Genomic DNA, 24,703 nt, shown 5'->3' with positions numbered 1-24,703 from the left:
ATTATAACATGATTAATGATGATTTATCGCTATTTAGCATGCACGGCATTCTTTTTAGGAATAAGTTTTTTAATATTATCTTCTTCTGCATTATTAAACATTTCTACAATTGCCGAGCCGACGATAACACCGTCACAGTGCTCGCCAAGCGCTGCTGCAGCGTCTCTTGAGTTAATTCCAAATCCCGCACATACCGGTACTTTGCTTTTATTTTTAATACGACTGAGATTATCAAACACTTCCTGGCTGTAGCCTGCTTGTTTACCGGTCACGCCGTTAACAGTTACTGCATAGATAAATCCTTCCGCTTCATCTAACAGCTCTTTCAGCCTGTCATCTGACGTCGTTAATGTCGCGAGACGGATAATGGCAATATCACTACCTTTTAATACTGTTTTAAGTTCAGCTTCCTCTTCAAGCGGCACGTCCGGCACAATAATTCCGCTGATATTTGCGGCATCTGCATCTTTTGCGAATTGCCCGAGTCCGTAATTAAAGACCGGATTATAATAAGTCATTAAGACGTAAGGCACATTTATTTCATCTTTAATTTCTGTAAGCTTTTGCAGTATATCCCTAAGACTGACATTGTGTTCAAGTGCGCGTAAACCGGCACGCTGGATGACAGGGCCGTCTGCTGCAGGATCGCTGAACGGAATACCAATTTCAATCAGATCCACTCCCGCTTCCTCCAGTGTTTTAATTTGATAGGCAAGTTTATCGAGTCCGCCGTCTCCTGCCATAATATACGCGATAAATGCTTTATCGTCTAGACTGTTTAGTGTCTGAAACATATTTTCAATACGAGTTTTAGTCATTTGTTCTTCTCGCCTCCAGTTCTCTCTTCACCATTTCAACATCCTTATCCCCTCTGCCTGATAACGACACGACGATAATTTCATCTTTTGGAAGTTCAGGTGCAATCTTCATAACATATGCAATGGCATGCGAACTCTCCAGTGCCGGAATAATGCCTTCTGTGCGTGACAATTTCTGGAATGCATTCAGCGCCTCTTCATCTGATGCATATTCATAACTCGCACGTTTCGTTGAGAATAAAAAGCTGTGTTCCGGACCGATTCCGGGATAATCGAGACCTGCTGAAATTGAATGCGTTCCCTGCAGCTGACCGTTTTCATCCTGCAGCATATGCATTTTTGCACCGTGTGCAATACCGACTGAACCGCGGTTGATTGCAGCAGCCACTTTATTTGTATCGATGCCTTCTCCTGAGGCTTCTACTCCGATTAATTCAACATCTTTGTCTTCGATAAAATTATAGAACATTCCCATCGCATTACTGCCGCCGCCGATACATGCAACAACTTTATCCGGCAGACGTCCTTCTTTATCTAATATTTGCGCTTTTGCTTCTTTTGAAATAATGCTCTGGAAATCACGTACAATTTGCGGGAACGGATGCGGACCAAGTACTGATCCTAGTACATAGTGTGTATCTTCCATATGCTGAACCCAGTATCTCATCGTTTCGTTTACAGCATCTTTTAAGGTCGCAGTGCCCTGTTCCACTCTAATGACTTCTGCACCTAAAAGTTCCATTCTGAACACGTTAAGCTCCTGGCGGTCCGCGTCTTTCGCCCCCATAAACACTTTACATTCAAGGCCTAAGAGGGCTGCGATTGTCGCCGTCGCGACACCGTGCTGTCCGGCGCCTGTCTCCGCAATTACTTTAGTTTTACCCATATATTTAGTCAGCAGTCCCTGGCCAATAGCATTATTAATTTTATGTGCACCGGTATGATTTAAATCTTCGCGTTTCAAATATATTTTGGCTCCGCCGAGTTTCTCTGTTAAGCGTTCCGCATAGTACAGCGGATTTTCACGGCCGACGTATTCTTTCATTAAATAATCAAATTCACGCTGGAATTCCGGATCCTCACTTGCCTTTTTATATGATTCTTTTAATTCTTCAAGTGTCGCAATTAATGATTCAGCTACGTAAGTGCCGCCGAATTCACCATATTTACCATCCGCACTTGGATATTTATAAGTTTCTGTCATTTTGTCCACCTCTTATATTTTTTATAAATGCTGCGACTTTTTCAGGATCTTTTTGACCGTCAGTTTCTACTCCGCTGGATACATCGATAAGTGCAGGACCGGCAATGGCTGCCGCTTCCTTAACGTTTTCGGGATTTAACCCGCCGGCAAGGGCCAGTCTGGATTTATCAATTTCAGCTAAAGGCAATTCAGACCAGTTAAATACAACACCGCTGCCCCCGTAATATTTTTCTCTCGGACTGTCGATCAGTATATACTCCGCATCGTAATTAAATCGTTCTTTGTACGACAATTCCGAGTTCGAAGGAAAAGCTTTAATCGCTCGTCCTTTATATTGTTCAACAAAATCTTTGTCCTCGTCGCCATGAAATTGTATAAAATCCAGACCCGCTTCGTTTAATGCGGCATCCGCCTCTTCTTTAGAAGGATTAACGAAAACACCGACAGTTTTTATACCAGTTCCTTTTAAGCTCTCAGTAATTGCTGTCACTGTCTCCAGATTAATACGGCGCTTGCTCGGTGCCAGTACCATGCCGATAAAGTCCGGCTTTTCTGCTGCTGCCAGCTGCGCTTCTGCTACTGTTTTAATTCCGCAGATTTTAATTTTCATACACTTCACCCGATTTCAATTCTTTAATTTTTTCTGCGATGCTGTCTGCTCTCATTAACGATTCTCCGACGAGCATTCCTGCCGCGCCCGCCTGCTTCATGCGCCCGGCATCAGCTTCTGTATGAATGCCGCTTTCGGCGATGAAATAAATATCATTCGTTCCGTATTTTTTAAGGAGCCTTTCACTATTGCCGATATCAACAGTAAACGTTTTTAAGTTTCTGTTGTTAATACCGATAATCTTCGGTGAAATTTTCAGTGCGCGTTTTAACTCGTCTTCGTCATGAACTTCAACGATAATATTTAAGCCAAGCTCTGTTGCATAATTGTATAAATCCTGCAGTACTTCGTCTTCCAGTATCGTGACAATTAACAAAACAATATCGGCCCCGTGGTTATAGGCACGGTTAATCTGCCGCTTATCGATAATAAAATCTTTGTTCAGTACCGGGACATCTACTTCATCAGCAATTTTTTTTAAGTCATCAAAAGTACCTTTAAAGAAACTTGTGTCCGTCAGCACGCTGATCGCATCAGCTCCGCCTTTGACGTAGGATTTTGCCTGAGACAGCGGATCCATCACTGCATTAATGTCACCTTGTGACGGTGAAGCGCGTTTCACTTCGCTGATTAGAGCGATACCGTTATTACGGTCAAGCCTGCCTGTAAAGTCCAGCGGTTTTTCTCTTGTAATTATTTCAACTTCCTCCGGATATTTCAGAAGTTCTTCTTTTTTCACTTTTACAATGTCGTCTAATATTGTCATACTTTCGACTCCTCATTATTTTTAATGACTTCCTGCAGTTTGTTATATGCTTTCCCCGACTGAATCGCTTCTCTCGCTTTTTGGATACCTGCGCCAATTGATTTTGCTTCATCTGCGACGAACAGACCAATGCCTGCATTCAGCAGTACTGTTTCGATTTGTGCACGTGTTGCGGTTCCTTTTAATACTGATTCGAGAATTTCTTTATTCTCATAACCGTCTCCGCCTGCAATGTCACTCTTATCGCACAGTGTTAATCCGTAGTCTGTCGGATCGATAACGACTTCTTCTATTTCACCGCCGCGTAAAAATACGAGATGGTTTTCTCCAAGCAGTGTTGCTTCGTCCATATGGCCTGCACCGTTCATTACTACTGCATTTTTACGTCCTAAACGCTGCAGTACTTTCGTAATTGTCATCAGCTTTTTACGGTCGTAGATGCCTAAAAACTGATAGTCCAGATCGAGCGGACTAATACATGGTCCGATAAAATTAAATACTGTCGGACGTTTTAAGGTCTGCCTCACTCTCATAATCTGTCCCATTTTCGGATGTACATGCGGTGCACTTAAAAATGTAATATTTGACTCGTTTAATTCTTTCGCAACTCTGTCAGCGTCGAAATTTAAATTTACGCCAAGTGCCTGCAGTACATCTGAACTTCCCGTCTTACTCGTAACACTCTTGTTGCCGTGTTTTGCGACAGTTACTCCGCAGCTTCCCAGCACAAAAGCTGAAGTTGTTGAGATATTGAAACTCCGGGATCGATCCCCGCCGGTGCCGCAATTATCCATTACTTTATTATTTACATTTGGAATATCTTTCGCATATGACTTCAATACTTCGGCAATAGCTGTAATTTCATCTACAGTTTCACCTTTATCGCTTAGTGCGATTATGAAATCTCGGAGTTCATCATCTGTTACTTTACCGTCTAACACTTCTGTAAAAAATTCATGCATTTCTTTATACGATAAATCACTGCCGTCTTTTACTTTTATCATTGTCTTTTCAGTTACTGCTGCAATATTTAATGTCATAATATATTCCTCCTAAAAATTAAAAATCCCCCATGACAAAATGTCATGGAGGACGATGTTAAACCGCGGTACCACCTCAGTTGAAGTTTTCACTTCACTCAAATGCATAACGGCATTACCCGAGCAAACCTAAAAACCGGAACCCAATTCACAGCAGAACACGCTGCCGGTTTCCACCATATCCGGCTCTCTGTTAACGTAAGACTGCTGCTACTCAATCCATTTGCTGATATTAAATTAGTATAAATAAAAAACTCTCCATGCTTAATATTAAAAAATATTAAGGACGGAGAGCCGCGGTGCCACCTATATTGACCGGTAAAGCCCGGTCCACTCATTAAAAGTTATATTAAATTAAAGTTTTATAAAAGAAGTCCATTCGCATATATGAAATACCGGTTCACAGCACCACCGGCTCTCTTGTAAATCGATATATGTTACTGCTCTTCCTTCGAATTGATTTTAATACTAACAAGTTTAAAATATAAATGCAAGGGTTAAATTCAATTTATCTGAAAATTCATTCTTAATAATCCTCTGAAATATTGATATGATTGACTTTATCAGGTGTAATAAATTTTTGCAAATTCTTTTTATTTTAGTATTAATTCTGCAATGAAACTCGCTCATTGGTGAGATAAACGGTTACCTCTGATATGAAACTCGCTCATTGGTGAGATAAACGGCTACCTCTGATATGAAACGAGCTCATTGGTGAGATAAACAGTTACCTCTGACATGAAATCCGCTCATTGGTGAGATAAACGATTACCTCTGACATGAAACCCCCTCATTGGTGAGATAACTCAAAAAAACTGCAGATAATCAAAAAAAGACAAAACCCAAAAGGGTTTTGCCTCTAAAATAATCAGTTTTATGCCCAACCGCGATAGCGTGAGCCTTCTGCAGTTCTTTTAAGACCTACGATAAATGCTGCAAGTCTCATATCAATTTGACGGTTTTCGTGAAGGTCATAGATTTCGTTAAATGCTGAAACGAGTTTTTGTTCCATCTTCTCGTTTACTTCATCTTCACTCCAGTAATAACCCTGGTTGTTTTGTACCCACTCGAAGTAAGATACTGTTACTCCGCCTGCTGATGCAAGTACGTCCGGAACGATCAGAACGCCTCTTTCAGTCAGAATGCGTGTAGCTTCAGTAGTAGTTGGTCCGTTTGCTGCTTCACATAAAATTTGAGCTTTAATGTTCGGCGCATTGGCTTCAGTAATCTGGTTCTCGATTGCTGCCGGAATAATAACGTCGCAATCAAGTGCAAATAACTCATCGTTTGATAATACATCTTCATACAGATTCGTTACCATACCAAAACTGTCACGGCGTTCTAAAAGATAGTCGATATCAAGACCGTTCGGGTCATGAAGTGCACCGTTGGCATCTGAAATACCGACGATTTTCGCACCTCTGTCGAATAGGAATTTAGACAGGAAGCTGCCTGCGTTACCGAATCCCTGGATGACAATACGAATGTCTTCCATCTTCATATCGCGCTTTTTAAGTGCTTCTTCAAGACAGATTACAACGCCTAGTGCTGTAGCTCTGTCACGGCCTTCTGAACCGCCGAGTACTAATGGTTTACCTGTAATGAATCCAGGCGAGTTGAATTGGTCAATCGCGCTGTACTCATCCATCATCCAAGCCATAATCTGCGAGTTTGTGAATACATCCGGTGCCGGAATATCCTTAGTCGGTCCAACGATTTGAGAAATTGCACGAACGTAACCGCGTGACAGTCTTTCGACTTCATCCATGCTCATTTCGCGCGGGTCACAGATGATTCCGCCTTTACCGCCGCCGTAAGGCAGGTTAACAATACCTGCTTTAAGAGTCATCCACATAGACAATGCAACAACTTCATCTTCTGAAACGCTCGGGTGGAAACGAACTCCGCCCTTAGTAGGACCCACTGCATCGTTATGCTGTGCACGGTATCCCGTAAATACTTTAACTGAACCATCATCCATTTTCACCGGTATACGCACTTTTAGTGTACGTAAAGGTTCTTTGATTAATTGGTACATATCGTCGTTATAACCAAGCTTATCGAGCGCCTCTTTAATGATGCGCTGTGTAGATTCAACTAAACTAATTTCTTCTGACATTTTGATCCGCCTTTTTTTGTAACTGTTTTCATCTCATATTGTATCATAAAGATTATTTTTAGAAAGTATCTTTGTTAAAAACTTTTTTAACTTTATCGAGGGCCCAGTCAAGTTCGTCTTTCGTCACAACTAGCGGCGGTGCAAATCTCACTACCGTACCGTGAGTTTCTTTGCAGAGCACGCCTTCATCTTTAAGCTGTTCACAGAATATACGTGCACTTTTATTAAGTTCCAGACCGATAAAAAGCCCTCTGCCGCGAATGTCTACTATAGCTTCATGGCTGATTTTCTTCAGTTCACCGAGCAGGTATTCTCCGAGCTCCAATGAACGCTCTGACAGCTTTTCATCGATAATCACGTCTAGTGCTGCTTCTGATACTCTGGCCGCCAGCGGGTTGCCGCCGAATGTCGAACCGTGCGATCCTTCATTCAGTACACCAAGTACTTCGTCATCACCAAGTACGACTGATACCGGGAACACGCCTCCGCCAAGCGCTTTTCCTAAAATGTACATATCAGGCACGACTTCATCCCAGTCTGTTGCAAACATTTTTCCTGAACGTCCAAGGCCCGCCTGAATTTCATCCGAGATAAACAGGACATTGTTGCGGTCGCAAATTTCTCTCACTGCTTTTAAATAGCCTTCCGGCGGAATATTAACACCCGCTTCACCTTGAATCGGTTCTAAGATAACTGCAGCAGTATTATCATTTATCGCATCTTCCAGCGCTTCTGAATCTCCGTAATTAACAATTTGGAAACCTTCACCAAGAGGACCGAATCCTCTTCTGTATTCTGGCTCTGACGACATCGACATTGGAATCATCGTTCTGCCGTGGAAGTTATTTTTCATGGCAATTACTTCCGCCTGATTATCAGGCACCCTTTTTACTTCATACGCCCAGCGTCTCGCCGCCTTAATTGCGGATTCAACAGCTTCAGCTCCTGTATTCATCGGCAGGACTCTCTCTTTACCGGAGATTTCACTGAGTTTTTCGAACCAGTCTCCAAGACAGTCGACGTGGAACGATCTCGATGTCAGGGTTACTTTATCCGCCTGATCTTTTAATGCCTGAATAATCTTAGGATGACGGTGTCCCTGATTCACCGCAGAGTATGCACTCAGCATATCCAAATACTTATTTCCTTCAGGATCTTTCACCCATACGCCTTCCGCTTCAGAAATTACAATCGGCAGCGGTTTATAAATATCCGTATCATACCGTTCTGTCTTTTTGATGATTTCTTCACTTCTCATTAATTTCTCCCCCTTTTATGTTTAAAAAGTCATTTAAATATACATTATTAAATATGTATTCATCACCATCATGACTGTAATTAACATTATTATCAAGAGATTTATTAAACCGTGTTCCAATAGTCTTTGCAAAGTTTGAAAACGTATACATTAAACTGGTGTTTTATACTTATTAAGCCGTAATTCCAGTGGAATAAATACATTTAGAATGAATATATATTCATCGGAAGATAAAATAAAAAACCTGTAATTATTACAGGTTTTACTACTGGCATTATTCTTTCATACGTTCTTTTGCCTCTTCTATCCAGAGCGGCATTCGTTCTGCCAGCGTCTGGAAACCGTATTTCTCGGTATCCTTGATCTTCTCTAATACAGAACGCTTATCTCTTTTTTTCTCTTCGTTCTTAAAGTATTCATTTTCTTTCAATGATAAGCTGATTTTACCGTTTTCATCAATGCTGACAATTTTAGCCTTTACTATTTGGCCTTTAGATAAATATTGATTCACATCGTGAACGTAATCGTTCATCACTTCAGAAATATGGATCAGACCATCACGATTATCAGGAGTTTTGACAAAAGCACCGTACGACTGAATACCAGTAATTTTCACTTTGACGAACTGGCCGATCCGGTATTTTTTTGCCATGTTATCCCTACTTATTTACTTCTTTTATTAAATCCATCACCATTTTAACACAGTTAGCTGAAGTAACCAAAAAAATAACATAGCAAAACACATACACCAAGATGGCATATGTGCGCGTATTTTTCATATCAGTTATGTAAATCTGCGGAGCTCTGAGGTCGCACACAGAAATAATAGGTTTCTTATTTTAGTTAGATTACTATTTCCGTGTGGAGTCATCCTTATACTCATGTTCAAGTCTTTCGAGAACTTTTTCTTCGAATTCTTTCATCTTCTCTTCTTCATTGCGCGAATATTTTTTAATAAGTTTGTACACGATAAACGCAAGTAATATAAAAAGAAGTAACATGATAAGAGCTGGAATGTATTCCGTTTTATCTTCCGGGAAATAAAGGAACGGCATCATTTTTAAATCACTCACCTTTACACACACAAGTATATCAGAGTGTTTTATGGATTAAATATTATAATAATGACTAATTTGTGATACTTTCAGCAGGATTTTTGTAATATCTATATTAAATATGTATATATTTCCCTTCTTTTTTCAAAATAAAAATGCACAGCCTGTATTAAATACACGGCTGCACATCTCTTAATTACATATATTATTCTGTTACTTCAATTGTTTCGATGATTACATCTTCAGCAGGCTTGTCCTGTCTTCCTGTTTTAACGTCAGCAATTTTCTCGATAATATCAAGACCTTCAATAACATGTCCGAAAACAGTATGTCTCTGATCTAACCAGGGAGTTCCACCGTGTTTTTTGTAGCTTTCAACGATTTCAGCCGGGTAACCCGCACCTTCAAGTTGTGAAATCATATCAGCCGGTACGTCTTTCAGCTGTACGATAAAGAACTGTGAGCCGTTTGTGTTTGGTCCCGCATTAGCCATAGACAGTGCGCCGTACAGGTTGAATGCATCTGTGGAAAATTCATCTTCGAATGCTTCTCCCCAAATACTTTCTCCGCCCATGCCTGTACCAGTCGGGTCGCCGCCCTGAATCATGAAGTCTTTAATTACTCTGTGGAAAATTAATCCATCGTAATATTTATTTTTCGCGTGTGTTACAAAGTTCTCTACAGTTTTAGGTGCAACATTGTTTAACAGCTTAACTGTTACGTCACCCATGTTTGTTCTAATTACCGCTTTTGTTTCGCCTTCTAAAACTTCTGTTGTTAATTGTGAATATGCCATGAATTTGGCCTCCTGGAAAAATTTTATTAATTTCATTTTTGCAGCAGTAATAATGAAATTAAAAAAATAAATATTTTAAATTCAATACTACTTACTACTATATATACAGTATACGAGAATAGCCTGAAATTTCAAACCGTAAGCGTTTATTTACAATTAATATTAATGTATAATGGTTAAATATAATAACGTTAGAGGAGGATACACTTTGACATTGATACATTTCGCAATATTTTTACCTGTTATTGCTGCAATCGCAATCGCAATAATCTACAGGTATGTTAAAGATGTACATCTCGGTTGGTTTGTTTTACCTATTCCGACTGTGATAGTCGCATACTTATTTAGCTTAATACCTTCTATTGCTAATAATCAAGTTTTCCATCATACATTGAATTTAATGCCCCGTATCGGGCTGAATTTTGACGTCTACATAGATGGTCTCGGCTTACTGTTTGCAATACTCATTTCCGGTATTGGTGCGCTGGTAGTATTATATTCTATCGGCTACTTATCAAAAGACGAAAAGCTTGGCAATTTTTATGTCTACTTGCTTATCTTTATGACTGCCATGCTCGGAGTAGTTTTAAGTGACAATATTTTAATGCTCTACTTCTTCTGGGAACTGACTTCAATTTCCAGTTTCCTGTTAATCGCTTTCTGGTTTACTAAAGAGAAATCGATTTACGGTGCACAAAAATCAATGCTGATCACTTTCTTCGGCGGATTTATGATGCTCGGAGGATTTATTATTCTGCATCTTATTACAGATACGTTCAGCATTAGAGAGATGATTGCCAATGTTGATTTAATCATGGCAAGCCCTCTCACACCGCTGGCAGTTGTTCTAGTACTGCTCGGTGCGTTTACCAAATCTGCACAGTTTCCGTTTTACATATGGCTGCCGGACGCTATGGAAGCACCGACACCGGTCAGTGCTTACCTGCACTCAGCTACGATGGTTAAAGCTGGTCTCTATTTAGTTGCAAGATTTACACCGGTTTTCGCATTCAGCGAATTATGGGTATGGATGATTTTAGTTATCGGTCTTGTCACACTGTTCTGGGCTTCATTCAACGCCATTAAACAGGATGACCTAAAAGCAATACTTGCATACTCGACCGTGTCACAGCTCGGTCTCATTATGAGTCTCCTCGGAGTCGGGGCACTTGCAGTATCTACAGGTGCCAACGAACAGATTTTCACAGTCGCAGTCGTTGCTGCAGTGTTTCATATTATTAACCACGCAACATTTAAAGGGGCGCTGTTCATGGTTGCCGGTATTCTCGATCACGAAACCGGCACACGCAGCATGAAGAAACTCGGCGGCTTAATGACGCTGATGCCTATTACATTTACAATGACACTGGTTACAGCATTATCGATGGCAGGTATTCCTCCATTTAACGGATTCCTGTCAAAAGAATTGTTCCTTGAGGCAATGTTTGAAATAAGCAATGCGAACTTCAGTGTGCTGGCTGACTGGAGTGTACTGTTCCCGATTCTTGCAATCGTCGGCAGTATTTTCACATTCGTTTATTCTATTAAATTAATTCACGGTGTTTTCTTCGGCAAACGTACACATGATACGCCGAAAGAGCCGCATGAAGCTCCAAAATTATTACTGGCTTCACCGATTATTTTATCGTCACTGGTTATAATTTTCGGATTGTTCCCGAACATTCTGTCAGGTTCAATTATCGATCCTGCAGCAATGAGCATACTCGGTACAGATACGGCATTGAATACTAAAATTTCACACTGGCATGGGTTTGATAATCCTGCACTGTGGGCGACAGTCGCCATAGTTGTAATCGGTACAGTGCTTTACTTATTCAGAAGCAGCTGGATGTTCATTTACGATTATCACAAAGAGCAATTTACTTTGAATCATTTATACGATCAGGGTCTTATATACAGCCAGCTTGGCTCAGCTAAAGCGACAGACGGTATTATGAGCGGCTTCCTGAGAGATTACATGGTTTATATTTTCGGATTCTTCGTCGTTCTCGGTATCGTTACGACTTTCTATACGGGACTGCCGATTACATTTGATGACTTCGCTGAAGTCGGTATTCAGGACATGGCTCTCGTACTCATCATTTTAGTGTCTCTAGCAATTATTATGATGACACGCTCACGCATGGTTTCGATTATTATGCTCGGGGCAATAGGGTTTTCAATGGCATTGTTCTTCGCATTCTTCAGAGCGCCGGACCTTGCACTCACTCAGCTTGCGATAGAAACAGTAACGACGACATTATTCCTCGTTTGTTTTTATCATCTGCCGAAACGCTCGAAACATGAAGAAAGCATTAAATTTAAATTTACGAACTTTATCGTCTCTGCAGGTGTCGGAGTTATCGTTATTCTGTTTGGTCTGGCAGCATATTCAAACAGACTGTTTGAATCGATCAGTCAGTATCACATTGATCACGTCTATGATCTGGCTGCCGGAGGTAATATGGTAAACGTAATACTGGTAGACTTCCGTGGTTACGATACCTTAATGGAAACTCTGGTCTTCGGAATCGCTGGAATTGGAATTTATGCATTGATGAAAGCAAAAGTATCAAGAAAGGATGATGACAATGAAGAGCACGCTTAAAAGAGCTGGCTACGGTAAAGTTCAACGCCAGATGAATGATGTGTTTATACAATTCACTTCTAAAGTGATATTTCTCATCATCCTGTTGTTTGCTGTAAACCTATTTCTGGCAGGTCACTACACACCGGGCGGCGGTTTCGTCGGCGGTCTGCTTGCGGCTTCAGCCATCATACTGCTGCTTATGGCCTACGACTACAAAACAGTTAAGAAAATGATTCCGGTCAACTTTCATTTAATGATCAGTGTTGGTTTGGCATTTGCAATTCTCGTACCTACGCTGCTATTTTTCTTCGGCGTTCCTTTCTTCACACACCAGCATACATACATTAACGTGCCGGTGTTCGGAGAAGTTGCACTCCATACAGCAGTACTTTTTGATATCGGTGTATTCCTTATTGTCGCTGGGACATCATTATTGATTATTACACTCGTTGGGGGGACAGAAGAATAATGGAACTCGTCACTATATTTTTATCAGGAATACTAATTGCCAGTGCGACTTATTTAATTTTATCGAAAAGTGTGTTGCGTATTATCATCGGCCTTTCGATTCTGTCTCATGGAGTACACTTAATGATTCTGACTATGGGACAGTTAAAACGGGGCAGCGTGCCGGTTCTTGATGAGGCAGTTACTTCTTATTCTGATCCACTGCCCCAGGCTTTAATTCTGACAGCAATTGTAATTTCATTTGCACTGACTTCATACAGTCTCGTACTTCTGCTCAGAAATTATAAAGAGCTCGGTACGGATAACACTGAAGATATGAAAGGAGTTCCACATGACGACTAACATACTACCTATGCTCCCAGTCATACTTCCGTTCATTGCCGGTGTCATTATGCTGTTTATCGGCAAACGTCCGATGCCTCATCGAATTATATCGGCTGTAGCTGGTTTAATCTTGATTGGTTTTGCAGCATTTAACATCTATTATGTATATATTAACGGTACGATGGTTACTTATCTTGGTAATTGGTCAGCGCCATTCGGTATTAGTGTTGTTTATGATATGACCGCTGCTCTTTTAGTGTTTACAACATCAATTGTAATGTTTTTCGTTATCATTTATTCATTCCAGTCAATTGGATATGAAAGAGAGAAATATTATTATTATCCTATGGTTCTGTTTATGATTACGGGAATAAATGGCGCCTTTACTACAGGTGACCTTTTCAATATGTTTGTGTTTTTCGAAGTATTCCTGCTCGCGTCGTATGTATTAATTACATTAGGCAGCCGTAAAGTCCAGCTGCAGGAAGGGTTTAAGTACCTGGTTGTTAATATTGTGTCATCAAACTTCTTCCTGGTAGGACTTGCATATCTGTATTCCGTTACAGGATCACTTAATATGGCTGACATCCATATCAAACTTTCGAGTTATGAAGGCAGCCTTGCCATAATGACAATTATCTCGGTTGTATTTATATTCGTTTTTGCTACAAAAGCAGGCTTGTTCCCGTTATATTTCTGGATGCCCGGCTCCTACAGTGCACCGCCAATTCCGGTAATTGCATTGTTCGGCGCACTGCTAACTAAAGTTGGTGTTTATGCAATTGCAAGAACATATTCACTATTCTTTACTACTGACGTAGCTTACACCCATCAGATACTTCTGCTGCTGGCACTATTAACAATTGTAGCCGGCTGTATCGGAGCTCTTGCCTACACTGATATGAAACAAATTATTATCTATAATATTATGATTGCAATCGGTGTGATTATCGTTGGATTCTCAATGATGGACTACGCCGGCACTGTAGGTGCGATGTACTATCTGATCCACGATATTGTTATTAAAGCAGCACTGTTCCTTTTGATCGGCTTCATTATTTACCGGACAGGTAAAAACGATGCAGCTGATCTTGGCGGGCTGATTAAGCAGCACCCTGTTGCGGGCTGGATGTTCTTTGTCGCCAGTCTCTCACTCGCAGGTGTTCCCCCGTTCCCAGGCTTTTTCGGTAAGTTATTTATCGTCGAGTCTGCATTTGATAACGGGCATGCAATCGCTGCTGTCATCGTGCTGCTGTCGAGCCTGATTGTGTTATACAGCATTATGAAAATATTCATCAAAGTATTTTGGGGAGAACCTGTTGAGCCGATTGAGCTTAAAAATATCAAATCAGATAAGTTACTGTTTTCGGCTATCGGACTTGTAATCGTCTCAACTGTATTCGGACTCTCAGCTGATTTCTTATTCCCTATCTTTGAAATGGCGGCAGAATCATTCTACAACCCGTCTTCATACTCTAATTATTTGATGGGGGTGGAATAATTGTCATTTCAACTTTTAATTAACATCGTTTTAGCATTTTTATGGGTATTTATGAATGGAGACTTTACTGTCGGGACATTCGTTACCGGGTATATAATCGGGCTCGTAGCTGTTTATATACTGCGCAACTTCCTGCCCGGCCGTTTTTATCTGAAGCGTCTGTACTGGATGATACGTCTGTTCCTCGTCTTTATCATTGAGTTGGTAAAAGCCAACGTCGATGTAGTACGCATCGTAATGGCACCTAAAATTGACATTCATCCCGGATTCTATGCTTATCCAAATGATCTTGAAGAAGAATGGGAAGTCGCACTGCTGTCCACCCTGATTACTTTAACACCGGGTACAGTTGTGGTAGCTATTTCCGAAGACTACTCTATTATTTATATTCACGGTCTCGATATGGACGATGCTGATGCAGAAATTGCTAACATTAAAACTTCTTTTGAAAATGTAATAAAAGAGGTGGCTAAACCATGACAAACTTTATCAATATAGTAGTTATCATCTGTATCATTGCATTCGCATTCGCAATGCTCGGTATGATTTACAGAGTTCTTAAAGGACCGACACTGCATGACAGAGTTATTACACTAGATACATTCGGTGTCACGCTGATGGGAATGATCGGACTGGTATCGATAGCACTCGATACATCATACCTGCTCGTCGTCATTATGCTGATCGGTATGATCGGATTTATCGCAACTATCGGCTTTGCCAAATTCCTGGAGAAAGGTGTGATTATTGAAAATGACAGAGATAATAATAGTTAGTCTGATCACATTTTTCTTAATCGGCGGCGCCTTTTTCACAATTGTTTCAGCAGTCGGTGTAATCCGCCTTCCGGATACATACACAAGATTGCACGCAGCTTCGAAAAGTTCAACGCTCGGTGTTGGAATGACACTTATAGGAGTATTTATATACTTTGCGTATTACCATGCAGAAGTGGATACGCAGCTACTGCTGGCTGTGTTATTCATTTTCATCTCTGCACCTGTCGGCGCACATCTTGTTGCAAGAAGCGCCTTTCACTCCGATGTTGAACCTTATCAGCTGACAATTCTTAACGAATTGAAACGAGATGAAACAGGCTCTGAAGTTGAAACAGAAGAAACTGTAAGATTAAAAATTGAACGCAGTAAAAATAAAGAACTGAACGATTAATTTAATTTATTCCTCCGGAAATTTCCGGAGGAATTTTTTTGTTTAATAAAGATTTTTCGTGTTCTTGGTTCAGGATACACATGACACCCGTTCATGCCAGTCCCTTGTGGCTGGGATACACATGATACCCGTTCATGCCAGTCCCGTGAGGTTGGGATACACATGATATCCGTTCACGCCAGTCCCGCGAGGCTCGGATACACATGATACCCGTTCACGCCAGTCCCGCGAGGCTCGGATACACATGACACCCGTTCATGCCAGTCCCGTGAGGTTGGGATACACATGATACCCGTTCACGCCAGTCCCGCGAGGCTCGGATACACATGATACCCGTTCATGCCAGTCCCAGAAACTTGCATCACAAAAGAGGGAATCCACAGCACTGCGGATTCCCTCTACTAATCTTTATTTAATTATCTCTTTTTCCTTATTGCCACGGTACATCTGCTTAATGCTACCAGCTCGTCGTCTTCATCGGTCACTTCGATTTCCCATACTTGTGATGTTGAGCCGCCGTGTTTTAAAAGTGCAGTTGCTGTCAGTGTGCCTTCACGTTTCGCTCTCAGATGATTGGCATTGATCTCCATTCCGAAGGCTATCTCATCATCGGCAATCATCTTAAATGCACCCATGCTTGCTGCAGTTTCTGCCAGTAAGACATTAACACCGCCGTGCACGTATCCGAATGGCTGAAGTACTTTTTCAGTAATCGGCATTTCTACTGCACATTTACCAATCTCATCAACTGTAATTGTAATGCCAAGTGTTTTTAGTACCCCTTTATTCATACAGCGTACCCGATTCGATTAAGTCCACTATCGTCCGAATCATTACACCTGTAGATCCTTTTTTAGCGAATGGTGTTGTACTTGATGTATTGCTTGTGCCTGCTATATCAAAATGTACCCACGGTGTTTCTTCTGTAAACTGGTTAATAAATGCAGCGGCAAATGATGCTCCGCCCGGCTTAAAGTCTGCATTAATTAAATCTGCAATGTCAGATTGTTTTACTCTGTCGTCTTCAAGTTCCGATATCGGCAAATGCCAGATGTCTTCGCCTGTCACTTTGCTGCTGATTAAAAGGTTATTGATAAATTTTCTGCCCTGGTTTGTAAATACACCGGTACGGTCTTCACCGATTGCCTGTATCACTGCACCTGTCAGCGTCGCAAAGTCCATCATTATTTTAGGGTTATACGTCGTTGAAGCGTAGTACACAGCATCAGCCAGTACAAGTCTGCCTTCAGCATCAGTATTTGATACTTCAACTGTTTTTCCTGACAGCGATTGATATACATCGTCAGGCCGCATACCATTGCCATCCACCATGTTTTCTGCGAGTGCAAGCACTGCAACAACGTGAACCGGCAGTTCTAATTTCGATATCGCGTCCATCATGCCAACAACGTTTGCTGCACCGCTCATATCATACTTCATTGAGCGCATGCCTGTACGTGTTTTAAGCGAATAGCCGCCTGAGTCGTAAGTAATTCCTTTACCAACTAATGCGATTGGCTCGTCGCTTTGCGCATCTGGATGCTTATACTCAATCGTTACGAGTCTCGGCTTTCTGACAGATGCTTTACCTACTGCTGCCAGCAGTCCGAATCCTTCCTGAACGAGTGTATCGAAGTCTTTTACTTCACCTTTTATATATGGGCGTTCTTTAAACTGCACGGCCACTTCATCGGCAAAACTTTCCGGATACAGCAAGTTAGGCGGCATTGTCGCGAAATCTCTGGCAAGTATAATACTGTTGCCAAGTGCTGCTCCGTGATCGTAACCAGCTTTCACATCTTCTTTTGTAATCAGTGTGACATCCAATTCATCGCGGAACTGCTTTTTATCGGACGTATCATAACCCATCAGTACGTGATTGCTTACTGCAGACATCATGCCTATTGCATCAGCGACTTCTTTAGGTTCAAAAGCAAATGTATCTAAAATAAACTGAGCTTGGCTGTCTTTTTCCCCGTCCATAAACTGGAACAGTTTACCGACAGCTTTTTGTACTTTCAGCGCAGTTAATTCACTGCTGTCTCCTAAACCGACAGCTACAACTTTACGGTATTGACGCTGAATAGTAACACCGGTCGTTGTCACTTTACCGAATGTATCAGACAGTACGTTTGCCGAAATAATCTCTTCAGTTAAACCATTTAATAATGTATCGAGTTCATCGAAATTCTTCAGCTCTTTTATATTTTCAGGTAGACCGATCACAATTGCTGAATCGTCAGCAATGTATTTTTCTTCAAATTTAATATTCAAAATGTGTTCCCCCTAAAACATTTGATAACCTGCTTTTCTTAAGTAGCGTATTGTCATGCCTGCTAAAATAATTCCGATAAATCCACTGCCTAAAATGATAACATCAAACATTGATATACCGATGATATTATCCCATAAAATACCGAAGGATTCACCGGGACTTGCTATGTAGTCAAATAATGATACTCTGCCGATAATCCATAACACTATTACCGGATAAACGAACGCCATAATCCATGTCATTTTTAAAATCATGTTCAGAATAAAACTGATTCCATAAAACAAGACAAAATACAGCAGCACAGATATAAACAGCTGGACGATATTCATTGCCATAATTGTTTCCTCCAAAAAATAAAAGCATGGGCATTATATATACCCATGCATAATGCTGATTTTTTTAAAATTACAGGAATTTACCTTTTGTTGCACCTAATACAACGCCGCCGATTTTCAGGACTGCACGTGTATCGATGACTTTCTTCATAAATGCTGCTGATTTACCTTTGATTTCACGGCCTAATACTACACCGATTCCGTCATTGGCACCAAGTGAACATACAGTTCCCTTGTCATCGTAAGCAAACGGCTCCATTTTCTCACCGTTTAACTGAAGTTTAATGTTTTTAGCAGTGTGCTCACCTAACTGCATTGCAATTTGAGCTGTTGTAGGATACGGACGAGCGTTTTCGCCAGTGCCGTTCATTACAGCTGCTACGTCACCGATTGCAAAGATATTCGGATAACCTTCAATTGTTAAGTCTTCTTTAACGATAATGCGTCCGCGTTTAACGCCTTCAAAAGACTCTTCCATCAGACGTGAACCGCGTACACCCGCTGTCCATACTACACTTGAAGCTTCAAGCTGGACTTCTTCATCGTTAACTTTAACAACGAAACCATTTTCATTTGCTGCAACAATTGCAGTACCAAGCATAAATTCTACACCGCGTGATTCAAGGAAATCAACTGCGTACTGAGTTAATTCATCCGAAAACATTGGCAGCATTGACGGCATTGCTTCTACACACGTAATCTTAACGTCGTTGTAGTCAATACCATGTATTTTGCACAGCTCAGGTAAAGTTTCAACAAGTTCACCCAGGAATTCAACACCGGTAAAACCTGCTCCACCGACAAGAATAGAAAGATCTTTAGGGTCTTTTGATGTTTTATACTTGATAAAGTTCTGTTCAATCTCTTCGCGAGTCGTTACAGCAGTTTCCGGGCTGACGATTGTCGTTGCAAATTCGTCCATTCCTTTAATGCCGAATGACTCACTTTCAAATCCTAGTGCCACAACAAGCGTATCGAATTCGAATTCGCCCTGAGTGGTTTCAACAACCTGCTGGTCGCGATCAATTTTAGTTACTTCTGCAGGAATAAAACGTACTTTCATGTTATCGACTACTTTGGCAATCGGATAAACACCGTCTTCCCAGTTAATTGAACCTGCTGCAGTTTCGTGCAGCCAAGTAGACTCATAGTGGTATTCATTTTTGTTAATTAAAGTAATGTCCGCTTCCTGGACCCCAATAATTTTCTGCAGTTTACTAATTGTAGATAAACCTGCATAACCGGCACCAAGTACTAAGACTTTTTTTCTTTCATAGCTCATAATTTATTTTCCTTCCCAGCGAATATGTTTTATATATTATAAACTGTTATATCAGTTTCTATACCATTTTATATATTAGCACTAAATGTTAATATTTCAAGCGTTTTCACTAATTTTAACAGTCTCCTGGAGCACCGGCATTTGCTTTAGTTCTAAATGACGAACCGCAGCCGCATGACAAGCTTGCATTCGGGTTTTCAATCGTAAACCCGCCGCCGATAAGCGACTGTTTAAAATCAATCACAGTACCGTCTACAACAGGCAGATCCATTTTGGCAACGAGCATTTTAACACCGTGAAATTCGAATACTTCATCCTTTTCCGATGCTTCACCTTCTGCAGCCATACCGTACGTTAATCCCGTACAGCCTCCACCTTGAATTTTAAAGCGCAGGAAACCTTCCGACATGTCATTTGCTTTCAGCATATCTTTAACTTCGTACGCCGCACTTTCTGTCAGTGTTACTGATGACATAAAAATCACTCCTGTTCTAAATACTTTGTTATAAAAATCTCAATATCTTAATTATACTATACGAAAAACGTTAGCACCAATGATGAGTTCACTCATCAAATGCCTGATTATTTTTATCAATCCGTTTATACGTTTTTTCAAGAAGCTGCTCATTATTTTTAGCAGCTACGATCTCCCCGTCTACGAGAACGAAAAAACTTTTACTGCATAAACCGCAATTATTTGTGCATTCATAATCGACGACATCGATTGCCGGATTTTTATCCAGCTGAGCATACACATCGTGAGCTCCCTTTTGCATATTAGCGTTGCAAAATTCTACAATTGTATACATTGGTCATGCTCCCCACCTTAAAAAATAAAAAAACTAGAGACGTCACGTCTCTAGTTGCAATTTAAAACACTTGCTCGATTTCAACAAAACCTGGTACTTCTTCAAGAAGTGCACGTTCGATACCGGCTTTAAGAGTAATCGTTGAGCTTGGGCATGTTCCGCATGCGCCTAGAAGTCTGAGCTTCACAATACCGTCTTCAACATCTACGAGTTCAACGTCTCCGCCATCACGCAGAAGGAAGGGACGTAATTTATCTAATACTTCTTCAACTTGTTCATACATTGTATCCTGACTGACTGCCATTATACTTCACTCCAATCATTTATGAGCATTTTCTATATATAGAACATTATAATAGAAATTCTCTTAAAAATCCATCATTTGAAAGTCCTATTTTTACGCCAGCATAAGTCCTCTCTGTGTTAAAGTCTTCGCAAACATGACCGTTAACACGGCTAATATGACATCCTTAATTAAAAACGGTACGACCGCAGCCATTAATATTTCCGTCAGAGACATAGGAGTTCCGATTACCGTATTCATAATAAACGCGAAATAAAGCACACCGCATATAAATATCGTCACCATACCTAAGAGCGTAAAGGTAATCATTCGTCCCGTATGTTCATTGCCGCCGACAGCTGTAATCACTACACCGGGAATGAAACCGAGCACAAATCCGAATGACGGTGATACGAGAGACCCTAAGCCTCCGGAGCCTGCAAAGACCGGAATACCGATCAGGCCGATAAATATATATGCTGTAATTGAAATTAATCCCAATTTCTTCCCAAGCAGCATTCCAGCCAGGAGCACCATCGGCACCTGCAGCGTAAACGGTATCGGGCCAAGAGGAATTCTGATTTGTGCACCGACAGCAATCAGTGCAGTAAATAATGCAGCAAAAACAAGATGTTTAGTTTTCATATTATTACTCCTGTAATTTTGATTAGTTATATCATAACAGGAAAACACTCTCGTGTTAACCTAATATTTAAAATGGTTAACACGAGAGTGTTCCTTAAACTTATAACTGCCAGTCACAAAGCGTATCAATTACATGTGACGGCGGTATTTCTTTCGTCATTACTTCTTCTTTAGAATGCACACCTGTACCAACATGAATCGTATCCAGCCCACCGTTAATTCCCGTTAAAATATCAGTGTCGTAATTATCACCAATCATTACCGCTTCACCCGGCAGCAAATTTAACCGTGCTAAAGCACCATCTAAAATATAACGGTTTGGTTTGCCGGTAATGACAGGCTCGACTCCAGTAACTTCACTGACCAGTTTTACGAATGAGCCGTTCCCAGGAGAAAAACCAAAATCCGTTTTAATCTTTATATCAGGATTTGTCGCAAGAAAGCGCGCGCCTTCCTGAATCAGCCGGCAGGCAGTAATAATTTTGTCAAACGTAATTGATGTATCGAGACCCATAACGACCGCATCCGGTGCCGTCTCAGTTAATACAATACTGCTATCTTTAGTCAGCGTGTTTTTAAAACTGTCAGTCCCGACTATATATACTCCCGGTGAATTGAATTCCTGTTCAAGATAGCTTTTCATTGCAGCTGCCGACGTGTATATATGATTTACTGTCGTTGTAAAGCCCATCGTCTCAAACTTTTGAAGAATTTCTTCAGGATGTCTGGTCGCATTATTCGTCAGAAATAAATAGGGAATGCCCGAAACATTTAAACGGTCGATAAAATTAATAGCACCATCAATGACCTCGTTACCGTTAAACATCGTGCCATCAAGATCGATTAAATATCCTTTATACATCATCGTCCCCGCTGAATGCCGTTACGGCCTGCGAATCATTTTTGTAAAAATATTCAATGCTCTTCTTAAAATCTTTATAAGCACTGATGTTCTCTTTAAAATCTGCACGCATTGCTTCGTGATTCACTGCCTGATAGTTTCTCGTCAGTTCTTTTCTCCACTGCAGCGTATTTTTAAACTTCTCTGCATCTTCAGGCCCTATTACTTTTTCCTGAGCCAAAATATCAAGCACATCCTGATAGTTACCGGGATCTCTTAATATAAACGCATCGATAATCATATTACCTACATCGACTGTCGCTTCTATAAGCATGTGACAGGCTCTTTCAAGCGCTAGATTATTCTCAGTGTCAATCGTTTCTGCAAGTCCTTCAATGTAGTCGAGACGCTTGTTTAACAGTTTTTTATCTACAAAATACATTTCTACACCTCATCATTATTATTCTCTCTTATCATATCATATGCCTGCGCCCAGATAATAAAAAGAGACCGGTCCATTACGGCCCGGCCTCTTCCTGAACTTCTTCATCAGACTCTTCAGTCTGTTCTTGTAATTCGTGTTTTGAAACTTTTCGTAAAATAAAGTACGCACATCCGAAGTTGCAGTATTCATTTAAATACTCTTCGATAGCATTGACCCGTTTGTCCGGTTCCACTTTACGTTTTCCATTTCTATAAAAACCGGCAAGCCTCAGTTTTTCATAACCGACATCACCGACGATGTAATCATACTTGTTCAGCAGTTCGCTGTATTTTTCAATAAATATTTCTTCATCAAATGCATCGCGGTAATTTTCCACGAGTTCAAAGTTCATATGATCAATCGTAATCATAGACGCACACCCTTTAATCAAACTAATACATCCATGATAGCATAATTTTTACCATTATGCGTTCTGTTTAGCTACCGGGCGGTACATAAATTTAACGATAACAAACACTACAAGAAGGCCGCCGAAAACGCCCGCTAGTGCCCATAGTACACTCGTAGTAATTCCCAGTATGATAAAACCGGCAAGTCCGATTAATGCTGAAATAAGCGCATATGGCAATTGCGTCATAACGTGGACGATGTGATCACTGCCGGATCCTGTAGACGACAGAATTGTCGAATCGGAAATTGGTGAACAGTGGTCACCGAACACAGCACCGGCCAATACTGCTGCAACACTCGGCAGTAAGAGCTCAGTTGCATCAAGTGAAATAATAATTTCGCCGGCAACAGGAATCAGAATACCGAATGAACCCCAGCTCGTACCTGTAGCAAGCGCCATAATACATGCAACGATAAATATCACAGCCGGCAGAAGGACTACTGGCAGATTCGAATTTTCAACCATTGCACCGAGCAGTTCACCTGTGCCCAGCTGACTGATTAATCCGCCGATCATCCATGCGAATGTTAATACCATCATCGCAGGGAACATGGCAAGAAATCCTGTTTTGATGCCAAGCAGAATATGTCTGCCGCTGAAATCATTATCATTTTTCGTCTGCTTGAAATAGTAAACCAGCGTCAGCACCAAACCGGCGATACCGCCGATTAACAGTGCGTGTGTAATTAATGTGTTTTCCATTACAGTGAAGACGCTCCAGTCTCCGCCTTCCATTGCGCCTGTAATATACATCGCAACGATAACGGTCAGTGCAAGACCGGCAATCGGCACGATTAATGCACTTGCGCTTGAGCCTTCATGGACAGGCAGGTCTTCATCCTGCTCTGCAAATTCAGGTACCTTATCGCGCAGAATACCTTCATTAATTGCCAGCTCTTCTTGTTTTCGCATCGGTCCGATATCGAACTTAAAAATAATAACGATAAACATCATAACAATTGCCGCTATGACATAGAAGTTCATAGGGATCATATACATAAAGCTCTGGAACGGTGAAATATGCGTCATACCTGCTCCGATTAAAAGCGGTGCTGTAAGCCCCATAATTCCTGCACCCCAGCTGGATACAGGCGACATCACCGCTACCGGTGAGGCTGTAGTATCGACCAAGTAAGCCAGTTTCGCTCTTGAAATTTTATACTTGTCGGTAATCGGTTTTGCAACCTGACCGACGATTAATGCACTGAAATAGTCATCGATAAAAACGATAATACCGAGCATTCCGGTCATTAGACCTGCACCGCGGCGGGATTTAACTTTAGTCAGGGCCCAGTTAGTAAATGCACGCGCACCGCCTGACATATTCATAAATGCTGTCATAATTCCGAGCAGTGTTAAGAAAATTAATATGTATGCATTCCACGTGTTCAAACCGCCGTCTTCAATAAATATTGCCAGAAATGAATCAACTACCAATGTGAAAAATTCACCAATTTGGCCGTTCGCAATAACAAATGCCGAGGTAATAATTCCTGCACCTAAACTAATGCCGACTTTTCTTGTTACTACAACAAGAATAAGTGTAAGCAGGGGCGGGATTAACGGCATATATTCCCAATTTAAAAATGATTCCATCTTTCTTCCTCCTAATTTTTTC

29 protein-coding genes are annotated in these 24,703 nt (G+C 41.0%); 7 read left to right on the top strand and 22 right to left on the bottom strand.

Annotated elements, in window-relative coordinates; genetic code table 11:
* Positions 1–29 precede the first annotated feature (29 nt).
* The 10 genes from trpA to H625_RS0111150 form a co-directional block, all read right to left on the bottom strand.
* Positions 30–818, bottom strand: a complete 789-nt coding sequence (gene trpA, locus H625_RS0111195) for a tryptophan synthase subunit alpha (protein ID WP_026859992.1) — start codon at positions 816–818, stop codon at positions 30–32.
* Positions 811–2,022 carry a tryptophan synthase subunit beta gene (gene trpB / locus H625_RS0111190; protein ID WP_026859991.1) on the bottom strand — a complete coding sequence of 404 codons (1,212 nt, stop codon included), beginning with the start codon at positions 2,020–2,022 and terminating at the stop codon, positions 811–813. Before trpB ends, trpA begins: the two co-directional genes overlap by 8 nt.
* Positions 2,006–2,632: a phosphoribosylanthranilate isomerase gene (locus tag H625_RS0111185; RefSeq protein ID WP_026859990.1), complete on the bottom strand. Its 627-nt coding sequence runs from the start codon at positions 2,630–2,632 to the stop codon at positions 2,006–2,008. Before H625_RS0111185 ends, trpB begins: the two co-directional genes overlap by 17 nt.
* The gene (gene trpC, locus H625_RS0111180; RefSeq protein WP_026859989.1) at positions 2,622–3,398 is read right to left on the bottom strand and encodes an indole-3-glycerol phosphate synthase TrpC; all 777 of its coding nucleotides are present in this window, start codon (positions 3,396–3,398) and stop codon (positions 2,622–2,624) included. Before trpC ends, H625_RS0111185 begins: the two co-directional genes overlap by 11 nt.
* Positions 3,395–4,438, bottom strand: coding sequence for an anthranilate phosphoribosyltransferase (gene trpD / locus H625_RS0111175; RefSeq protein WP_084135851.1), 1,044 nt, complete (start codon positions 4,436–4,438; stop codon positions 3,395–3,397). Before trpD ends, trpC begins: the two co-directional genes overlap by 4 nt.
* Before the next feature lie 874 nt (positions 4,439–5,312).
* A complete protein-coding gene (locus tag H625_RS0111170; protein ID WP_026859987.1) occupies positions 5,313–6,557 on the bottom strand; it encodes a Glu/Leu/Phe/Val family dehydrogenase in 1,245 nt (414 codons plus the stop codon).
* 58 nt (positions 6,558–6,615) lie between these two features.
* Positions 6,616–7,815 (bottom strand): ornithine--oxo-acid transaminase, encoded by a 1,200-nt coding sequence (locus H625_RS0111165; RefSeq protein ID WP_026859986.1) that lies wholly within the window; start codon positions 7,813–7,815, stop codon positions 6,616–6,618.
* Between the two features lie 274 nt (positions 7,816–8,089).
* A complete protein-coding gene (gene ygs, locus H625_RS0111160) occupies positions 8,090–8,467 on the bottom strand; it encodes a S1 domain-containing post-transcriptional regulator Ygs (RefSeq protein WP_026859985.1) in 378 nt (125 codons plus the stop codon).
* A 199-nt stretch (positions 8,468–8,666) separates the two neighbouring features.
* The gene (locus H625_RS0111155) at positions 8,667–8,888 is read right to left on the bottom strand and encodes a hypothetical protein (protein WP_342664949.1); all 222 of its coding nucleotides are present in this window, start codon (positions 8,886–8,888) and stop codon (positions 8,667–8,669) included.
* A gap of 187 nt (positions 8,889–9,075) precedes the next feature.
* Entirely contained in the window at positions 9,076–9,666 is a 591-nt protein-coding gene (locus H625_RS0111150; RefSeq protein ID WP_026859983.1) for a peptidylprolyl isomerase, read from the bottom strand.
* A gap of 208 nt (positions 9,667–9,874) precedes the next feature.
* Here H625_RS0111150 and H625_RS0111145 point away from each other — a divergent pair, with 208 nt between their 5' ends.
* The 7 genes from H625_RS0111145 to mnhG are packed head-to-tail and all read left to right on the top strand — an operon-like array spanning position 9,875 to position 15,719.
* Positions 9,875–12,274, top strand: coding sequence for a Na+/H+ antiporter subunit A (locus H625_RS0111145; protein ID WP_026859982.1), 2,400 nt, complete (start codon positions 9,875–9,877; stop codon positions 12,272–12,274).
* The gene (locus tag H625_RS0111140; RefSeq protein ID WP_051239076.1) at positions 12,258–12,725 is read left to right on the top strand and encodes a Na(+)/H(+) antiporter subunit B; all 468 of its coding nucleotides are present in this window, start codon (positions 12,258–12,260) and stop codon (positions 12,723–12,725) included. Before H625_RS0111145 ends, H625_RS0111140 begins: the two co-directional genes overlap by 17 nt.
* Complete coding sequence (locus tag H625_RS0111135; protein WP_026859980.1) at positions 12,725–13,066, top strand: Na(+)/H(+) antiporter subunit C; 342 nt, start codon at positions 12,725–12,727, stop codon at positions 13,064–13,066. The genes H625_RS0111140 and H625_RS0111135 overlap by 1 nt, the downstream gene beginning before the upstream one ends.
* Positions 13,056–14,549 (top strand): Na+/H+ antiporter subunit D, encoded by a 1,494-nt coding sequence (locus tag H625_RS0111130; protein ID WP_026859979.1) that lies wholly within the window; start codon positions 13,056–13,058, stop codon positions 14,547–14,549. The genes H625_RS0111135 and H625_RS0111130 overlap by 11 nt, the downstream gene beginning before the upstream one ends.
* A complete protein-coding gene (locus tag H625_RS0111125) occupies positions 14,550–15,029 on the top strand; it encodes a Na+/H+ antiporter subunit E (RefSeq protein ID WP_026859978.1) in 480 nt (159 codons plus the stop codon).
* Positions 15,026–15,325, top strand: coding sequence for a Na(+)/H(+) antiporter subunit F1 (locus tag H625_RS0111120; RefSeq protein WP_026859977.1), 300 nt, complete (start codon positions 15,026–15,028; stop codon positions 15,323–15,325). The genes H625_RS0111125 and H625_RS0111120 overlap by 4 nt, the downstream gene beginning before the upstream one ends.
* Positions 15,303–15,719, top strand: coding sequence for a monovalent cation/H(+) antiporter subunit G (gene mnhG, locus H625_RS0111115; protein WP_026859976.1), 417 nt, complete (start codon positions 15,303–15,305; stop codon positions 15,717–15,719). The genes H625_RS0111120 and mnhG overlap by 23 nt, the downstream gene beginning before the upstream one ends.
* A 416-nt stretch (positions 15,720–16,135) precedes the next feature.
* Here mnhG and H625_RS0111110 read toward each other — a convergent pair whose 3' ends face one another.
* The 12 genes from H625_RS0111110 to H625_RS0111055 all read right to left on the bottom strand — a co-directional run bounded on the left by H625_RS0111110 (position 16,136) and on the right by H625_RS0111055 (position 24,681).
* Positions 16,136–16,510, bottom strand: coding sequence for a PaaI family thioesterase (locus H625_RS0111110; protein ID WP_026859975.1), 375 nt, complete (start codon positions 16,508–16,510; stop codon positions 16,136–16,138).
* The gene (locus H625_RS0111105; protein ID WP_051239075.1) at positions 16,503–17,993 is read right to left on the bottom strand and encodes a leucyl aminopeptidase family protein; all 1,491 of its coding nucleotides are present in this window, start codon (positions 17,991–17,993) and stop codon (positions 16,503–16,505) included. Before H625_RS0111105 ends, H625_RS0111110 begins: the two co-directional genes overlap by 8 nt.
* Before the next feature lie 12 nt (positions 17,994–18,005).
* Complete coding sequence (locus H625_RS0111100) at positions 18,006–18,323, bottom strand: YuiB family protein (RefSeq protein WP_026859973.1); 318 nt, start codon at positions 18,321–18,323, stop codon at positions 18,006–18,008.
* A 76-nt stretch (positions 18,324–18,399) separates the two neighbouring features.
* Complete coding sequence (locus H625_RS0111095) at positions 18,400–19,611, bottom strand: NAD(P)/FAD-dependent oxidoreductase (RefSeq protein ID WP_026859972.1); 1,212 nt, start codon at positions 19,609–19,611, stop codon at positions 18,400–18,402.
* Positions 19,612–19,726: 115 nt separating this feature from the next.
* On the bottom strand, positions 19,727–20,086 hold the full coding sequence (locus tag H625_RS0111090; protein WP_026859971.1) for a HesB/IscA family protein: 360 nt from the start codon (positions 20,084–20,086) through the stop codon (positions 19,727–19,729).
* A gap of 88 nt (positions 20,087–20,174) precedes the next feature.
* Positions 20,175–20,420 carry a DUF1450 domain-containing protein gene (locus H625_RS0111085; protein WP_026859970.1) on the bottom strand — a complete coding sequence of 82 codons (246 nt, stop codon included), beginning with the start codon at positions 20,418–20,420 and terminating at the stop codon, positions 20,175–20,177.
* A 61-nt stretch (positions 20,421–20,481) separates the two neighbouring features.
* Positions 20,482–20,724 carry a NifU family protein gene (locus tag H625_RS0111080; protein ID WP_026859969.1) on the bottom strand — a complete coding sequence of 81 codons (243 nt, stop codon included), beginning with the start codon at positions 20,722–20,724 and terminating at the stop codon, positions 20,482–20,484.
* A 93-nt stretch (positions 20,725–20,817) separates the two neighbouring features.
* Complete coding sequence (locus tag H625_RS0111075) at positions 20,818–21,348, bottom strand: biotin transporter BioY (RefSeq protein WP_026859968.1); 531 nt, start codon at positions 21,346–21,348, stop codon at positions 20,818–20,820.
* A 100-nt stretch (positions 21,349–21,448) separates the two neighbouring features.
* Positions 21,449–22,210, bottom strand: a complete 762-nt coding sequence (locus tag H625_RS0111070) for a TIGR01457 family HAD-type hydrolase (protein WP_084135849.1) — start codon at positions 22,208–22,210, stop codon at positions 21,449–21,451.
* Positions 22,203–22,631, bottom strand: a complete 429-nt coding sequence (locus tag H625_RS0111065; RefSeq protein WP_026859966.1) for a DUF86 domain-containing protein — start codon at positions 22,629–22,631, stop codon at positions 22,203–22,205. Before H625_RS0111065 ends, H625_RS0111070 begins: the two co-directional genes overlap by 8 nt.
* A 76-nt stretch (positions 22,632–22,707) precedes the next feature.
* A complete protein-coding gene (locus H625_RS13080) occupies positions 22,708–23,043 on the bottom strand; it encodes a YutD family protein (RefSeq protein ID WP_051239074.1) in 336 nt (111 codons plus the stop codon).
* A 54-nt stretch (positions 23,044–23,097) separates the two neighbouring features.
* Positions 23,098–24,681: a Na+/H+ antiporter NhaC family protein gene (locus H625_RS0111055; protein WP_026859965.1), complete on the bottom strand. Its 1,584-nt coding sequence runs from the start codon at positions 24,679–24,681 to the stop codon at positions 23,098–23,100.
* Between the last annotated feature and the right edge of the window lie 22 nt (positions 24,682–24,703).

This window comes from Jeotgalicoccus psychrophilus DSM 19085, from assembly GCF_000425845.1.
In the GTDB taxonomy this organism is placed as follows: Bacteria; Bacillota; Bacilli; order Staphylococcales; family Salinicoccaceae; genus Jeotgalicoccus; species Jeotgalicoccus psychrophilus.
The sequence above is the reverse complement of the archived record's forward strand: the minus strand, read 5'-3'. Positions and strand labels throughout refer to the sequence as shown.